Here is a 15,122-nt window from a genome sequence, read left to right as displayed (position 1 = left end):
AACGAAACGCGCCGGCTGCTGTTCTCCGGGCATACGTCTCGGAGACATTCATGGACAAGGACGAGCGCAGCGCGTGGTCCCGCCGACAGGTGGTCGGCGGGACCGGCGCCGGCGTGACCGCGGCGGCGGCCGGACCGGCCTTCGCGCAGCAGAGCCAGCAGCAGCAAGCCCAAATCACCCAACGCGCCCAAATCACCCAACACAACGAGCCGACCATGCAGGACCCGCGCACCCAGTACCCGAAGCCCCCGTTCCGCGCGCAGCCGCAGCCATGGCCGGGTCTGGCGCGCGACATGGACCCCAAGCCGGACCATGGCGAGACCAGCTATCGCGGCTCCGGACGCCTCGCCGGCCGCAAGGCGCTGATCACGGGTGGCGATTCCGGCATGGGCAGGGCCGCGGCCATCGCCTACGCCCGCGAAGGTGCCGACGTGGTGATCAACTACTTCCCCACGGAGGAGCCGGACGCCCAGGAGGTCATCCAGCTGATCAAGGAGGCCGGGCGGAAAGGCATCGCCATCCCCGGCGACCTGCGCGACGAGGCCTTCTGCCAGAAGCTGGTGGCGGACGCGGTGCAGGGTCTGGGCGGGCTCGACATCGTCGTCTGCAACGCCGCCCGGCAGCAGGCCAAGCAATCAATCCTCGACATCACGTCCGAGGAGTTCGACGCAACGATGAAGACCAACATCTACGCCCCGTTCTGGATCATCAAGGCCGCCCTGCCCCACCTCCAGCCGGGTTCCTGCATCATCGGCACCACGTCGGAACAGGCCTACGACCCCTCGCCCGACCTCTACGACTACGCACAGACCAAGGCGGCGACGATGAACTACGTCAAGTCGCTGGCGAAGCAGCTCGGGCCCAAGGGCATCCGGGTCAACGGCGTGGCGCCGGGGCCGATCTGGACCCCCTTGCAGATCAGCGGTGGCGCGTCGGAGGAGAAGTACAAGCAGTTCGGCAGCGCGACGGTCTTCGGCCGCCCCGGCCAGCCGGCCGAACTCGCCGGCCTCTACGTCCAGCTCGCCGACGCCAACGCCGGCTTCGCCACCGGCAACGTCTACGGCTCCGCCGGCGGCCAGGGCCAGCCCTGACCATAATACTGCTCTACCAACGTCGAGCGACGGCAAAGCTCTGCAAGCCCTTCTCCCCTTGGGGGAGAAGGGTTGGGATGAGGGGTATGCAGCGAAGCCGCACGTGCATATCGATTTGTTTTCCAGGCGACAGCCTGTAATCCGACCCCTCACCCCACCCCCTCTCCCACAAGGGGAGAGGGGCTTTCCGCAATCTCCCCTGTACCTCCAAACGACTTCGCGCCCAATCTCCGCAATCCCGGGGAACCGAACCGGCTTTCACCGTTTGTATGGGCGGATGCTGGAACGGAGCGAGCCATGACGCCGAGCGCTCAAGCTGCCGGTTTGCCGTTCGTGCCCTATTGCGGAGCGCCCCCGCTTCCCGAGGGGCTGTGGCAGGCGTGGAACTGGGACCCGGTCCTCCTCGCCGCGTTCGCCGCCGCCGCGGTCGCTTACGCCGGGATCGAAGTTCGGCACGGGCGGACGGATGGACGTTGGCAGCGGGTGTCCTGCTTCTCCGGAGCGTGGCTGGTGCTGTTCGCCGCACTCGTCTCGCCCTTCTGCAATTTGACCTCCGCGCTCTTCTCGGCGCGCGTCGCCCAGCATCTCCTGATGATTCAGCTGGCCGCTCCGCTCCTGGTGCTGGCGTGGCCGGGCGCGCCGGGGCGGGCGGTGAAGCATCCGGAGGTCGCGTGGATTCTCCACGGGGTGGCCATCTGGACCTGGCATCTCCCCGGCCCCTACATGGCGGCACTCGCCGACAGCACCGTGCTCTGGGCGATGCACCTGTCCATGCTCGCCACCGCGGTCGTGGCGTGGCGCACCCTGCTGTGCAGCGAGGGCGCGGCGTCGGGCCGCCCCGCCTTCGCCGCCTTCGGGACCTCCATGCACCTGGTCCTGCTGTCCTTCCTGCTCGTCTTCGCTCGGGGGACGCTGTTCCCCTACCACCTGACGACGACCCAGCCCTGGGGGCTCTCTCCCTTGGAGGACCAGCAGCTCGGCGGCCTGATCATGTGGCTTCCGGGAGGTCTGGCCTATCTCGCCGCCGCCCTGTGGGCGATGGCCCGCTGGTTGTCGGCCTCCGGCCGGAGCCGGATGGCGGAGCACACCTGACCGCAGCCCCGAGATTCAAAAATCCATGATCCAGAACGATCACGCCCGCGACTCCGGCGCCGAACCGGCCGCGCCGGACCTCGGAGCCACCTCCCGGACCGCGGTGCTCGTGCGCTATGGGACGGGGCTGCTGATCCTGGCGCTGCTCGCCGGTGCCCTGCTGATCCTCAACCGCTGGCTCGAACACACCAGCGTGGAGGACATCCGCCAAGCCATCCGGCGGATCGACACCCGCCAACTGCTGATGGCCGTCGCCGCCGCCGCGGTCAGCTATTGGCTGCTGACGTTGTACGACCTGCTGGCCCTGCGCCACCTGCGGCGCGCCGTGCCCTACCGCTGGGTCGCCTTCACCGCCTTCACCAGCTACGCCTTCAGCCACAGCCTGGGCTTCGCCAGCATCATCGGCGCCACCGTGCGCTACCGTCTCTACGCGCCGCGCGGCCTTGGCGCGGTGGAGGTCGCGCAGGTCACGCTGTTCGTGGTCACCACCTTCACGCTGGGTCTGGCGGCGGTGCTGCCGGTCGTGATGCTGGTCGACCCGACGGCCCTGAAGGCGCTGCATGTTCCCCCGCAGGGCGGCACCATCCTCGGCGTCGCCGCCCTGGCGATTCTGGCGGCATACGCGGCGGCGGGATTCTGGCTGCGGCGGCCCTTGCGGATCTTCGGCCACGCCATCGCCTTTCCGCGCCCATCCATCGCGGTCGGGCAGCTCCTGCTCGGGCTATGCGACCTCGCGCTCGCCTCTTCGGTGCTCTATTTCTGCCTGCCGGCGTCGGACGCGGTGACCTACATGGACGTGGTCGTCGCCTTCGGGCTTGCGCTGGTCGCGGGCATCATCAGCCACGTGCCGGGTGGGCTCGGCGTGTTCGACGCCATCGTGCTGGTCAGCCTTACGCCGGAGATGCCGGGCAACGACGTGATGGCGGGGCTGCTGGTGTTCCGGCTGATCTACTACCTGGCCCCGCTGATCCTCGCCGGCCTGATGTTCGGGGCGCTGGAGGCGTTCCAAGCGCGGCACCGCATCTCGCGGGTGTCGCGCAGCCTGTCCGCGCCGGTCAGCCCCGTGGTGCCGCTGGTGCTGGCCGCCTGCACCTTCATCACCGGGGCCTTCCTGCTGTTCTCGCGCGCCACGCCCGAGGAAAGCCTGCCCGCCCCCTTCGACGCGGCGGCCCTGCCGTTGGTGGAGATGTCGCACTTCACGGGCAGCGTGGTCGGCGTCCTGCTGATCCTGCTGGCGCACGCGATCCAGCGCCGGCTGCACGCCGCCTGGGTGCTGTCGCTGGTTCTGCTGGCGGTCGGCTGCGTGTCGTCGCTGCTGAAGGGGGGCGACTGGCAGGAGGCGATCGTGCCGGGGCTGATCTTCCTCGCCCTGCTTCCGGCCCGCGGGGAGTTCCACCGGCGGGGCAACCTCCTGGGCCACCCCCTGCCGTCGAGCTGGTTTGTCGCCATCGGCGTCGCGCTGGGCAGCGCCTTCTGGCTCGGCCTCTTTTCCTACAAGCACGTCGCGTTCAACGACGAACTGTGGTGGCACTTCGCTCTGCATGGCGATGCCTCGCGGTTCCTGCGCGCGTCGGTGGCGGTCGGCGTCATCGCCTTGTGCGCGGCGGTCGTCCACCTCGTTCGGGCCGCCACCCGGGCGCGACATCCCGAACAGACCCGGACACCGCCGGAGGGGCGCGGCCATCCTCACTATGGACTGCGACGACTTGCCGCGGGGAAACAGCGAACGACATTGTGAAGCCCATGGTGGGGGCACCCGAGGGAGGATCGCTTGTTCAACGCACAGCGTCGCACGCGCGGCGAACCGGAGATTGAGAACTCCAGCTTCCGCACCGACGTCCTTCGCGGCCTGACGGCCCGGCGGAAGTCGCTGCCCGCCAAGTATTTCTACGACGCCGCGGGCTCGCGCCTGTTCGAGGCGATCTGCGAGCTTCCCGAATACTACGTCACCCGAACGGAGACGGCGCTGCTGACGCGCATCGTCCCGGAGATTTCGGCGCTCATCCCCCAGCGGGCCGCGCTGGTCGAATTCGGCAGCGGCGCCAGCGTCAAGACGCGGCTTCTGCTCGACGCCGCACCGCAGCTCGATGTCTACGTGCCCATCGACATCAGCGAGACGGCGCTCGCCGACGCGGCGCGGTCGCTCAACGCCACCTACCCCGCGCTGACGGTGCTTCCGCTCCTCGGTGATTTCACCGCCCCGATCACGCTGCCGAAGCTGGTGCGGGAGCGCCCAGTGGTCGGCTTCTTCCCGGGCTCGACCATCGGCAACTTCGCCCCGGCGGCGGCGGTCGACCTGCTGCGCAGTGCGCGGACGCTGCTTGGGCAAGGCGCGCAGTTCCTCGTTGGGGCCGATCTGGTCAAGCCGCCGTCCGTCCTGGTGCCGGCCTACGACGACGCGCAGGGCGTCACCGCGGCCTTCAACAAGAACCTGCTGGTCCGCATCAACCGGGAACTCGGCGCCGCCATCGACCCGGACCGCTTCCGGCACCGCGCGGTGTGGAACGCCACCGACAGCCGGATCGAGATGCATCTGGTCAGCCTTCAGGACCAGACCGTGGAGATCGCCGGGCGCAGCATCACGTTCGCCGCCGGCGAATCGATCCACACCGAGAATTCCTACAAGTTCACCGTGGACGGTTTCACGGCGCTCGCCGAGCAGGCGGGATGGCGCGTCCAGGCGTCCTGGGCGGACAGCGATTTCCCCTTCGGCGTCTTCCTCCTCGCCGCCCCCGATGCGTGACCCGCGGCCGCCGCACCGGCTCCACAACGAGAGCGAAAGCCCCAGCATGCCCACCGCACCAACCGCCCGCCGGCCTGCGGATCCCCTGGACCTGCTCCACCTGTACCGGCGTGTCCGCGCGGACACGGCGGGCCTCGCGGCCCCGCTCAGCGACGCGGACGCCACCGTGCAGTCGATGCCCGACGCCAGCCCGGCGAAATGGCATCTGGCGCACACGACCTGGTTCTTCGAAACCATGGTGGCGGTCCCCAACAGGCCCCGCTACCGCCTGTTCGACGACCGCTACGGCTTCCTGTTCAACTCCTATTACGAGACGGTCGGGGCGCGCCAGCCCCGGCCGCTGCGTGGGATGCTCACCCGTCCGACGCTGGAGGAGGTGGCCGCCTACCGCCGCCACGTCGACTCCGCGGTCGAGACGTTGCTGGAATCCGGCCCGTCCGCCGAGGTCCTGGACTTGATCGAACTGGGCTGCCACCACGAGCAGCAGCATCAGGAACTGCTGCTGACCGACATCCTCCACCTCTTCGCGCAGAACCCCCTGCGACCGGCCTACGATCCTTCAGAACCGGCGGGCGCCGCCCGCAACACCCCCGTGGAAGCGGCGCGCTTCCACATGTTCGACGGCGGCATTGTCGAGATCGGGCACGGCGGAAACGGCTTCGCCTTCGATTGCGAGGGCCCACGCCACCGCACCCTGGTGGACCCCTACGCCCTGGCCGACCGGCTGGTCACCAACGGGGAATGGATCGCCTTCATCCAGGACGGCGGCTACCGCAACCCGCTGCTCTGGCTATCCGAGGGCTGGGCGACGGTCCAGGCGGAGGGCTGGTGGGCTCCGCTCTATTGGGAAGAGCGCGACGGGGAATACTGGACGATGACGCTGCGCGGCATGCAGCCGGTCGACCGCGCCGCGCCGGTGGTCCATGTCAGCTATTTCGAGGCCGACGCCTTCGCCCACTGGGCCGGCGCCCGCCTGCCCGGCGAGGCGGAGTGGGAGCACGCCGCCACCGCCCCCAACCGCGGACTGCGCCAGTTGTCCGGCGATGCCTGGCAATGGACGCGCAGCGCCTTCGCCCCCTACCCGCGCTTCGCCCCTGGCCCCGGCGCGGTCGGCGAATACAACGGCAAGTTCATGTGCGGGCAATTCGTGCTGCGCGGCGGCTCCTGCGTCACCCCGGCGGGGCATGCGCGGCCCAGCTACCGCAACTTCTTCCCGCCGTCTGCGCGGTGGCAGTTCTCCGGCCTCCGTCTGGCCAAGGACGCGTGATGCCCGACCCCGACAGCGCGATGTTCACGCTCGATCCCGCACCGAAGGTCATCACCTTCGACTGCTACGGCACGCTCGTGCAGTGGTACGAGGTGCTTCTGCGCGAGATCGGCGCGACTCTGGTGAAGCACGGCGCGAGCGGCGTCAGCGCATCCGCGATCCTCGACAGCTTCTCCGCGCAGGGGCGGCGCCTGACGGCGGAGAGGCCGCACCGCCTCTACAAGGACATCCTGCGGATCGGCTTTGCCGCTGCGTTCGCCGAACACGGCCTGACCCCGGGCGCGGACGAGATCGAGCGTATTGCGTCGTCGCCCATGACGATGGGTCCGCATCCCGAGGTCCCGGATGCCCTGCGGCGGCTGCGAGAGCGCTACAAGCTCGCGATCTTCACCAACTCCGACGACGATCTTATCGCGCCCACCGTCGCGCGCATCGGCATACCGTTCGATTACGTCATCACCGCCGAACAGGCGCAGGCCTACAAGCCGTCACGGCACCTCTTCGAATACGCCTACCGCACCATGGGCGTGACGCCGAACGAGACGGTGCACGTGGCGATGGGCATGTACTGGGACATGAAGGCCCGTCACGAACTGGGCCTGCGTGGAATCTGGGTGAACCGGCGGGGTGAGACCGGCAACCCGGACTGGCTGCCCTACGCGGAGGTGCCGGACCTGGACGGAGCGGCGGCACTGCTCATGCCGGCCTGTGCAAAGACAAACCCTAGGGCGGTCAGGGCGCCAGAAAAGGCCGGGCGATGAGGTCGCCGACGTCGTCGTCGGTGTTCTCGTCGCCGTTCATCATCAGCACCGTCAGCGTGTCGCGCTGGGGATAGTACCAAAGCTCCGACCGGAAGCCGGCGTAGCGGCCGGAATGGCCCCAGCGCGGCCCCCAGTCGGAATGCTCCACCACCACGCCGTAGCCATAGCCCTCCTCGTCCTCCGCGGACCGGTCCTCGACCATGGCGCCCACCATCTCCGGGGCGAGCAGGCGGCCGGGCTGGCGGAACAGGGCGAAGGCGAAGCGTTCCAGGTCGGCGGCCGTGGTGGTCACCGGCGCGTCGCCGAGCGGGCTGGAATAGGCGTACAGGCTGGCGTCGGCCCGATTGCCGGCCGCGTCCGGCGACCGATAGCCGCGGGCCACCCGCGGGTCGTTCGGGTCGGCCCCGACGCTGGTGCTGTCCATGCCCGCCGGCTCCAGCACGCGCCGGGCGAGCGCGTCGGCGAAGGGACGCCCGTCCACACGTTCCAGGATGTGGCCCAGCAGGATGTAGTTCGTGTTGGAATAGGCGTAGCGCCCCGGCGGCGTCGGCCCCCGGCATGGGGCAAGGCGGATCACCTCCTCGGCAGTCCAGCGCGGGCCTGGGTGCCGCTGCGTGACCGTCGCGCTGTTGCGCAGGCAGTCCGGCACTCCGGATTGGTGGTCCAGCAGGTCGGCGACGGTGGCGCGGCCCAGGTTGGCCAACCTTCCCGCGTCAGAGTGGCCGACCAGCGGCAGGGCCGGGTCGGAGAGCGCGATGCGCCCGTCCTGCACGAGGCTGAGCGCGGCGACCGCGGTCAGCATCTTGCCTGTGGAGGCGATGTGGAACCGCGTGTCCGGGGTGACGGGCCGGCCGCTGCGGCGATCCGCGACCCCGGCCACCGCCAGTTCCCTGCGGTCGGGACCGGAGAGCAGCAAAACGCCGCCGGGCGCGCCGTACCGCTGCAAAATCCCCTGAAGGATCTGGTCCGCAACCGTCTCGGCCCGGACCGGCACGGCGGCGAGCAGCAACAGCAGGGATGGAACGATCAAGGACGCCACCCGGGTCATCATGCCACGGCCGCCACACGGTTATTTCGAATATCTCTCCAATGTCATACAAATAATCCGCAAATCGCAAGGAAAACGCCGGCCCCGCTTACCGGGCGCTACCCGAACGGTCCTCGCTCAACAGCGGCGCGTCCTCATCCTTCAATCCGGCCTTGAAGGACTTCACGCCCTTCGCAAGGTCGCCCATGACCTTCGGCAGCTTCCCGGCCCCGAACAGGAGCAGGACGAGCAGCAGAACGATCGCCCAGTGCATGACGCTGAAACTACCCATGTGGTCCTCCGAAGGAAACTTGATCAGGCCCGCAGCGCGACAACCGTGCCGTCGCGTCGGGTGAAGCGGGCGGCGACGCCCGGAAAGCGGTTCAGGATGGTGCGCGCCCGATCCTCCGGGACCACGGACAGGGCGGTGGACAGCGCGTCCGCCGTGGTGGCGTCCGGCGCCATGACGGTGACGGCCAGCCACTCCCGCGCGCAACCGCCGCTCGCGGGGTCGAACAGGTGGGTGAAGCGCCCGGCCGGGTCGAACAGCGTGCCATAGCCGCCGGACGTGGCGACCGCCCGGTCGGCGACCTCCAGCGTCTCCACCGTGCGCCCCTCATCGACCGGGTCTTTCAGCCCCACGGTCCAGGGCCGGCCGGCGGGGTGGTGGCCCATCGCGCGGATCTCCCCCATGTCCACCAGCACGTCGCCCATGCCTTCGCCCCGCAGTCGCTCCGCCACGCGGTCTGTGACGTAGCCCTGGGCGATGCCGTTCAGCGTCGCCGCCATGCCCCGGCGGGCGAAGCCCACCCGGCCGGGCTCGACCCGCAGGCTCCGGTAATCCACCAGCCCCAGCGCCGCGCGGACCACGGCGGCCGGCGGCCCGTCGGGATCGGCGCCCGGCCGCCCGAAATGCCCGGCGTAGAGCTGCCACAGCGGCTGCACCGTCGGATCGAAGGCGCCGTCCGTGCGGTGGCCGACGTCCACCGTCTCCGCCAACAGCCGGACGAGGTCGGCCGGCGGTGCCTCCAGCGCACCGTCCCGGTTCAGCCGCGACAGGGCGGAGTCCGGCCGATACAGGCTGAACACCCGCTCCAGCCGCGCGACCTCCTCCAGGCAAATCCCGATCAGCCGGTCTGCCTCGGCGGGGTCCGGATGGGCGAATTGCAGGCAGGCGTCGGCGCCCAGCGCCACGCCCCGCCATGTGCGAATCGGCACGCCTTGCGCTCGCAGCGCCCCCGGCAGCAGCGCCAGCCCGGCGGCGGCCGCGGCGATGCCCAGAAAGCGTCGGCGGGTCAGTGGATGCGTCGTCATTGGCCACCCCCATGCCCGCTGTGCCCACCCTGCCCGCCCCCATTTTCCCCACTATGGTCCATCGCTTCGGTGTGGGCGATGTGATCCTCGGACGGAGTCGGCGGGGTGAGGATCTCGTCCTCCTTCACCTCGGCGAAGCGCTTGACCGTGCCGCCGTTGGCGGCGGCGAAGGCGCGGGCGGCGGCCTCGTCGGCGAAGGGGAAGGGCTCCGCCTCGCCCATGCCGCCGCGCTGGCGGCTGTTCAGAACGTACCAGGCCTTGCGCGCCTCGACCCAGACGGACAGGTCCGGCTTCTGCGGGTCGGCGGCCTTGCCGACGTCGGTGACGTAGATGGCGCGGACGTCCTTCGTTTCCTCCGGCAGCATGGTGAAGGCGAAGGTGTCGCGGACGGAGGACAGCCAGACCGGCCGCTCCTGCCCCTTCACCAGCACCTGCCCCTTGGGGCCGGGATGGTCGGCGAGGTTCATGCCGCAGTAATGGCCGATGGCGTCGGCGGTGATGGCGACGGGCGCCGGCGGGGCGGTCTCCGCGCGCTCATCCTTGCAGGCGGATAGCGGCAGGAGCAGGGTCGCCGCCAGCAGGGCGGCCTTCAGGGAAGTGCGCATCAGATCTGCTTCCTTGAAAAGAGGGTGGCGGCCAGCGCCAGCGGCGCCACGACCCAGCCGGCCAGCACGCCCAGCAGCACGGGGGCGGACACCTGCACATGGGCGGCGAGCCCGGCGGTGCCGGCGAACAGGCTGACGTTCTTGAAGCCGGTCAGGTTGAACAGCCGGTAGGCGTCCGCCGGGTTGGCGAGCAGCGCCCAGTTCAGCACGTCGGCGTTCAGGGTCTTGCCGCCGTCGGCGACCAGCAGACCCAGCAGCCCCATGTCGTACAGCAGGACGAAGGCCAGCCAGACCGCCACCGCGATGCCCGCCGCCGTGCCGCGGTCGCGGACCAGCGACGACGCCAGATAGCCCATGGCGGTGAAGGCCGCACCCAGCAGGACGCTCGACCCGATCATGGCGGCGAAGGCGCGCCAGCTCTCCGCATCGATCGGCGTGCCGCCCATCGACAGCGCCACGCCGGCGGCGCCGTAGCCCAGCACCGTGGCGAAGGCGATGATCGACGCGTGGCCGAGGAACTTGCCCAGCAGCACCTGCCAGCGCGCCACGGGGTAGGACAGCAGCAGCGTCATGGTGCCCCGGTCGATCTCCCCCACCACCGCGTCGAAGGACAGCAGCAGCGCGATCAGCGGCAGCAGGAAGATGGTCAGGCTGGACAGGCTGACGATGGTCACCTCCACCGGGCCGACGCCGACCGTGCCGGTCGGGGCCGCCCCCAGGAAGCTCATGGTCAGGGCCAGCGCCGCCATCAGCAGGGTGGTGGCGACGACCCAGCGGTTGCGCAGGCCGTCCCGGACCTCCTTGCCCGCGATGATCAGAAGCGTGTTCATTCCGCAGCCTCCCGGCGCAGGAAGTGGGCGTACATGTCGTCCAGGCTGGGCTGGACGATCTCGATGTCGGTGACCTCGGGGCCGTCGCACGCGATGCGGCGGACCATCCCCACCTTGTCGTCGTTGGCGCAAGTCAGCTCGTTGACGCTGCCGTCCGGCATCGTTAGGCGGATGCGCACCGGCAGCTGGGCGAGGCTGCGCAGCGTGGACAGCGAGCCGTCGGCGACCTTGCGCCCGCGGCTCATCACCACCACGCGGTCGGCCTGCCCCTCCAGCTCCGTCAGGGCGTGGCTGCACAGCAGGACGGTGGTGCCAGCGTCGCGCAGGTCCCGCACGATCTCGTAGAAGCTCTGGCGCAGCGCGGGGTCGAGGCCGGTGGTCGGCTCGTCCAGGAACAGCACCTTCGGCCCGCCGAGCAGGGCCTGCGCCAGCGCCAGCCGCTGCCGCATGCCCTTGGAATAGGTTCCGACGCGGCGCTTCACGGCGGCGGGCTCCAGCCCCACGCGGTCGAACAGCGCGTCGTTGCCGGTGCGCGCGACGCCCTTCAGCTTGGCGTAGAAGTCCAGCGTCTCCCGCCCGGTCATGCTGGGGTGGAAGGCCACGCTCTCCGGCAGGAATCCCACCTGACGGCGGATGTGGGAGGCGGCGGCGCTGGCCGGATCGCCGCCCAGGACGCGGATGCGCCCCTCGGTCGGCGTGGTCAGGCCCAGCATCAGCTTGATCAGCGAGCTTTTTCCGGCGCCGTTGTGGCCGACCATCGCCACGCATTCGCCGGGGGCCATGGTCAGATCCACCGCGCGCACGGCGAAAGCGTCGCCGTACTGCTTGGAGACTCCCTCCACGACAATGGTCGCCCCATCGCTGGTGAGCGTGTCGGTCATGGCGCTTTCCTTTCCGCCGTTTGCCCGGCTTCTATCCGAGGGCTTGCCGTTCGCGGCGGCGGGTTCATCAGGGGGGCGCTGTCGATCACCCCGCCGGGGTGCAGCGCCGGGAACTGCTTCTGCGCCCAGCGGATCACCTGCACGCCGGGGCTGTTCATCAGCAACTTGGCCGACGGGTAGGCCCACATCACGCGGTCGATCACGTCGTTGGGGCGGTAGGCTTCGTCGGCGACGCCGTCGCCGTTCAGGTCGAAGGCCGCGTTGTCGGACCAGTAGTTGCCGCGCCCGTTCTCCGACCAGTCGAGAAAGCGGGTGCCGACATACTTCACCTGGGTGCGGTTGTTGATGAAGGCGTTGTTGGTCAGGGTGTTGCGCTCCGACCCGGCGGTGAAGTGCACGCCGATCTCGCAGCCCTCGAACCGGTTGTTGGTGAAGCGGTTCTTGTTGGCGTTGTAGATGAAGACGCACTTCCAGGTGCCGGTCCGCTTGCCCTCCGTCGGGCCGTCGCTCGCCACCGGCATATCCTTATCGGCGGCCATTTCTACGGGGGCGGCCTGCTCGTCCGACAGACGACCGTCGATCACGTTGCCGTCGATGATCGCGCTGTTGGCGTAGTTCAGCAGCAGCCCATGCTCCCGGTCGCCCTGGGAGCGGTTGTTCCGGATCACGAGGTTGTTCGAATACATGATCGCGTAGCCGACGCCGTTGCCGACCGACACGTTGTCCGAGATTTCGGAGTCGTTGGTGTACATGTAGTGGACGGCGAAGCGGACCCGCTCGAACCGGTTGCGGGCGAACAGGTTCTTCTTCGACGTCGTGGTGAAGATGCCGTCGCGCCCGTCGCGGACCGTGTTGTCCACCACCTGCGTGCCCGGCGCGTTCCACAGCTGGATGCCGTTGCCCCGTTCGGAGACGCGCAGATCGGTGCGCCCGACCACGTCGTTGCGCCGGACCATCACGTCGTTGGCGCCCCAGACATAGATGCCGATCAAGTTGTCGCGCAGCCGGTTGTCCTCGATCACGGCCCGGTGCGCCTCCTTGCCCAGGAAGATGCCGGCGTTCTGGTCGAAGAGCGACAGGCCGGAGCTGCGGATTTCCACGTTCCGGACCGTCACGTCCGGGGCGAAGATGGTCAGCGCGTTGCCTTGGCCGCGCCCTTCGATCACCGCACCCGGCTGGCCGACCAGCGTGACCGGCGTCTTGACGGCCAGCCCCCCCGGATGCGTGCCGGAGGCCAGCACCAGCGTGTCACCCGGAGCGGCCGTCGCGAGCGCGCTTTCCAACTCGCCCGGCATCACCGTCACCGTGGCCGACCATGCCGGAGCGGCGAAGGCGAGGAACGCGGTGGTGAGGAGAAGCGGGAAGCGGTGGGGCATAGGTCTACCTTGTTTCTGTGCGGAGTGTTTCCCCCACCCCGACCCTCCCCCGCTCTCGGCGGACCAAAGGTCCGCCTGCCGCGTCAGCGCAAGCTTCGCTTGCGCGTGAGCTGGGCGGGGGAGGGAGATAGGGTGCCCTTGTCCCCTCCCCCGCTCAGCGGGGGAGGGTTAGGGTGGGGGTCAACCGCCTTACGCCGCGCGCGGCTCGACGATCATGCGGCCGCCCATTTCCATGTGCAGCGCGTGGCAGAACCACTGGCAATAGTACCAGTGCACGCCCGGACGATCGGCGGTGAAGGTGACCGAGCTGGTCTGCTGCGGGCCGATCTCCATGGCGATGCCGTGGTTGGACAGGGTAAAACCGTGGGTCAGGTCGTCCACGTCATCCATGTTGGTGACATAGACGGTGACCTCGTCACCCTGCTTGACCTTGAACTCCTCCAGCCCATAGGCCGGAGCGCGCTGCCACATGTAGACGCGGACCTTGTTGCCGTCGCGGATGACCTTGGCGTCTTCCTCCAGGTTCACGCCGTCCTTCTTGGCCTGCTGGCGCGCCTCTTCCCACATCGGGTCGTCGCGGGTGAAGACGCTCTTCGGGTTCACCTTGGAGCGGTGGACGATCAGCGTGTCGTGCGGCTCGGCGTAGGTCGGGCCGTCGTGCACCAGCTTCATCTCGTCGCCCGAGATGTCGATCAGCTGGTCGTTCTCCGGCTTGCTTGGGCCGACGTTCAGGAAGCGGTCCTTGGAGAACTTGTTCAGCACCATCAGCCACTTGCCATCGGCCTCCTTGGTCTGGCCCATGGAGGAGTGCGTGTGGCCCGGCTGGTAGTGCACGTCCAGCTTCTGGATGATCGGATCGACCTTCTCGCCGGCAAAGGCGCGCTTGGCCTTGTCGATGTTCCACTTCACGATCTGGCTGTCGAGGAACAGCGTGGTGTAGGCGTTGCCGCGGCCGTCATAGGCCGTGTGCAATGGCCCGAGGCCCAGCTGCGGCTCAGCCACGATGACGTCCCGCGGCTTGATCTTGTCGTCGAACAGGTCGTCCAGCTTGCGCACGTCCATCACCGACACGGTCGGCGACAGCTTGCCGTTGACCGTGACGTGGATGCCGTCGGGCGCGGCGTTGATGCCGTGCGGGCTGTTGGGGATCGGGACGTAGCGGGTGTAGGCCGAACCATGGCGGCCATCGACCACCGGAACGCCGTTCATCACCTGAACCTTGCCAGCCTTCACCGCCTCTTCGATGCGCTTCAGGTTGAAGATGACGATCCAGTCCTGCTCGTTCGCCGTCATCTCGGCGGTGGTGACGCCCATCTCCGAGTTGTAGCAGGTCGAGAAGGCGTACTTGCCCTGGTAGTCGGCCTCGGTGTTGTCGAGGTTGCCGTCCACCCACACCTGCCACGCGACCTTCATGCTGTCGCCGTCGATGGCGGAGAAGTGCGTGCGGTAGTTCTTCGGGTCCGTGTTCTTGCCGTCGTTCGGCATCGGCACAAGCTGCTCGGCGTTCGCGAAGACGTAGCCGGTGCGCGGGTACTTCTGCAGGCGCAGGCCGTGGATCGCCGAGACGTTCGGGATCTCGATGACCTTGTCCACCTTCATGATGTCGCAGCGGATGCGGGCGACGCGGGTGTTCGCCTTGTCGTTCACGAAGATGTAGCGCCCGTCGTAGGTGCCGTCGGAGAACGACATGTGCGGGTGGTGCAGGTCGCCGTTCAGCCAGGCGCCGCCGCGGCTCTCCAGGAACGTCTTCGTCTCGGCCGACAGACCCTCGTTCAGGATCTTGCGGCTCTCGTTGGTTAGGCCCCAGCCGGAGGCGGAGCAGCGGTTGAACACCGGGATGCGGTGCAGTTCGCGCATGCTGGGCAGGCCGAGGATGCGCAGCTCGCCCGATTGGCCGCCGGAGTGGAAGACGTAGTATTCATCGAGGTCGCCCGGCTTGACCTCGTATTTCTGACTGCCCGCCGCCCCCGCGGCCTGGGCCGGCGTCGCGTTGAACAGCGCGTTGCTCGCCGCACCGCCACCGACCGCGCCGGCGATGCCCGCCAGCGCCGCCGCCTTCGCCGTTCCGCCCAAAAGATCGCGGCGATTCACGCCCGCCCGCTCAGCCTTCTCGTTCGACATGCTCTGCTCCTTTG

General features: G+C 68.9%; 14 protein-coding genes. 6 read left to right on the top strand and 8 right to left on the bottom strand.

Annotated elements, in window-relative coordinates:
• The first annotated feature begins 50 nt into the window (after positions 1-50).
• The 6 genes from M2351_RS28345 to M2351_RS28320 all read left to right on the top strand — a co-directional run bounded on the left by M2351_RS28345 (position 51) and on the right by M2351_RS28320 (position 6,954).
• A complete protein-coding gene (locus tag M2351_RS28345) occupies positions 51-1,091 on the top strand; it encodes an SDR family oxidoreductase (protein WP_319801940.1) in 1,041 nt (346 codons plus the stop codon).
• A gap of 297 nt (positions 1,092-1,388) precedes the next feature.
• Positions 1,389-2,183 (top strand): cytochrome c oxidase assembly protein, encoded by a 795-nt coding sequence (locus tag M2351_RS28340; protein ID WP_264659378.1) that lies wholly within the window; start codon positions 1,389-1,391, stop codon positions 2,181-2,183.
• A 25-nt stretch (positions 2,184-2,208) separates the two neighbouring features.
• Positions 2,209-3,921, top strand: coding sequence for a lysylphosphatidylglycerol synthase domain-containing protein (locus tag M2351_RS28335; protein WP_264659377.1), 1,713 nt, complete (start codon positions 2,209-2,211; stop codon positions 3,919-3,921).
• 33 nt (positions 3,922-3,954) lie between these two features.
• Positions 3,955-4,926, top strand: a complete 972-nt coding sequence (gene egtD / locus M2351_RS28330; RefSeq protein ID WP_264659376.1) for an L-histidine N(alpha)-methyltransferase — start codon at positions 3,955-3,957, stop codon at positions 4,924-4,926.
• 46 nt (positions 4,927-4,972) lie between these two features.
• Complete coding sequence (gene egtB / locus M2351_RS28325) at positions 4,973-6,193, top strand: ergothioneine biosynthesis protein EgtB (RefSeq protein ID WP_264659375.1); 1,221 nt, start codon at positions 4,973-4,975, stop codon at positions 6,191-6,193.
• Positions 6,193-6,954 (top strand): haloacid dehalogenase type II, encoded by a 762-nt coding sequence (locus M2351_RS28320; RefSeq protein ID WP_264659374.1) that lies wholly within the window; start codon positions 6,193-6,195, stop codon positions 6,952-6,954. Before egtB ends, M2351_RS28320 begins: the two co-directional genes overlap by 1 nt.
• Here M2351_RS28320 and M2351_RS28315 read toward each other — a convergent pair.
• From M2351_RS28315 to nosZ, 8 genes are all read right to left on the bottom strand, one after another.
• Entirely contained in the window at positions 6,926-7,984 is a 1,059-nt protein-coding gene (locus M2351_RS28315; RefSeq protein WP_264659373.1) for a serine hydrolase domain-containing protein, read from the bottom strand. The genes M2351_RS28320 and M2351_RS28315 overlap by 29 nt on opposite strands.
• A 106-nt stretch (positions 7,985-8,090) precedes the next feature.
• On the bottom strand, positions 8,091-8,273 hold the full coding sequence (locus M2351_RS28310) for a twin-arginine translocase TatA/TatE family subunit (protein WP_264659372.1): 183 nt from the start codon (positions 8,271-8,273) through the stop codon (positions 8,091-8,093).
• Between the two features lie 23 nt (positions 8,274-8,296).
• A complete protein-coding gene (locus tag M2351_RS28305; protein ID WP_264659371.1) occupies positions 8,297-9,295 on the bottom strand; it encodes an FAD:protein FMN transferase in 999 nt (332 codons plus the stop codon).
• On the bottom strand, positions 9,292-9,900 hold the full coding sequence (locus M2351_RS28300; protein ID WP_264659370.1) for a nitrous oxide reductase accessory protein NosL: 609 nt from the start codon (positions 9,898-9,900) through the stop codon (positions 9,292-9,294). Before M2351_RS28300 ends, M2351_RS28305 begins: the two co-directional genes overlap by 4 nt.
• Positions 9,900-10,730, bottom strand: coding sequence for an ABC transporter permease (locus tag M2351_RS28295; protein ID WP_264659369.1), 831 nt, complete (start codon positions 10,728-10,730; stop codon positions 9,900-9,902). The genes M2351_RS28300 and M2351_RS28295 overlap by 1 nt, the downstream gene beginning before the upstream one ends.
• Positions 10,727-11,611, bottom strand: a complete 885-nt coding sequence (locus M2351_RS28290) for an ABC transporter ATP-binding protein (protein WP_264659368.1) — start codon at positions 11,609-11,611, stop codon at positions 10,727-10,729. The genes M2351_RS28295 and M2351_RS28290 overlap by 4 nt, the downstream gene beginning before the upstream one ends.
• Positions 11,608-12,987, bottom strand: coding sequence for a nitrous oxide reductase family maturation protein NosD (locus tag M2351_RS28285; protein WP_264659367.1), 1,380 nt, complete (start codon positions 12,985-12,987; stop codon positions 11,608-11,610). The genes M2351_RS28290 and M2351_RS28285 overlap by 4 nt, the downstream gene beginning before the upstream one ends.
• A gap of 189 nt (positions 12,988-13,176) precedes the next feature.
• Positions 13,177-15,108 carry a TAT-dependent nitrous-oxide reductase gene (nosZ, locus tag M2351_RS28280; RefSeq protein WP_264659366.1) on the bottom strand — a complete coding sequence of 644 codons (1,932 nt, stop codon included), beginning with the start codon at positions 15,106-15,108 and terminating at the stop codon, positions 13,177-13,179.
• Positions 15,109-15,122 lie beyond the last annotated feature (14 nt).

It is taken from the genome of Azospirillum canadense (assembly GCF_025961225.1).
Classification (GTDB): Bacteria; Pseudomonadota; Alphaproteobacteria; order Azospirillales; family Azospirillaceae; genus Azospirillum; species Azospirillum canadense.
Note: the sequence above shows the minus strand (reverse complement) of the source record. Positions and strands in the feature narration are given on the sequence as shown.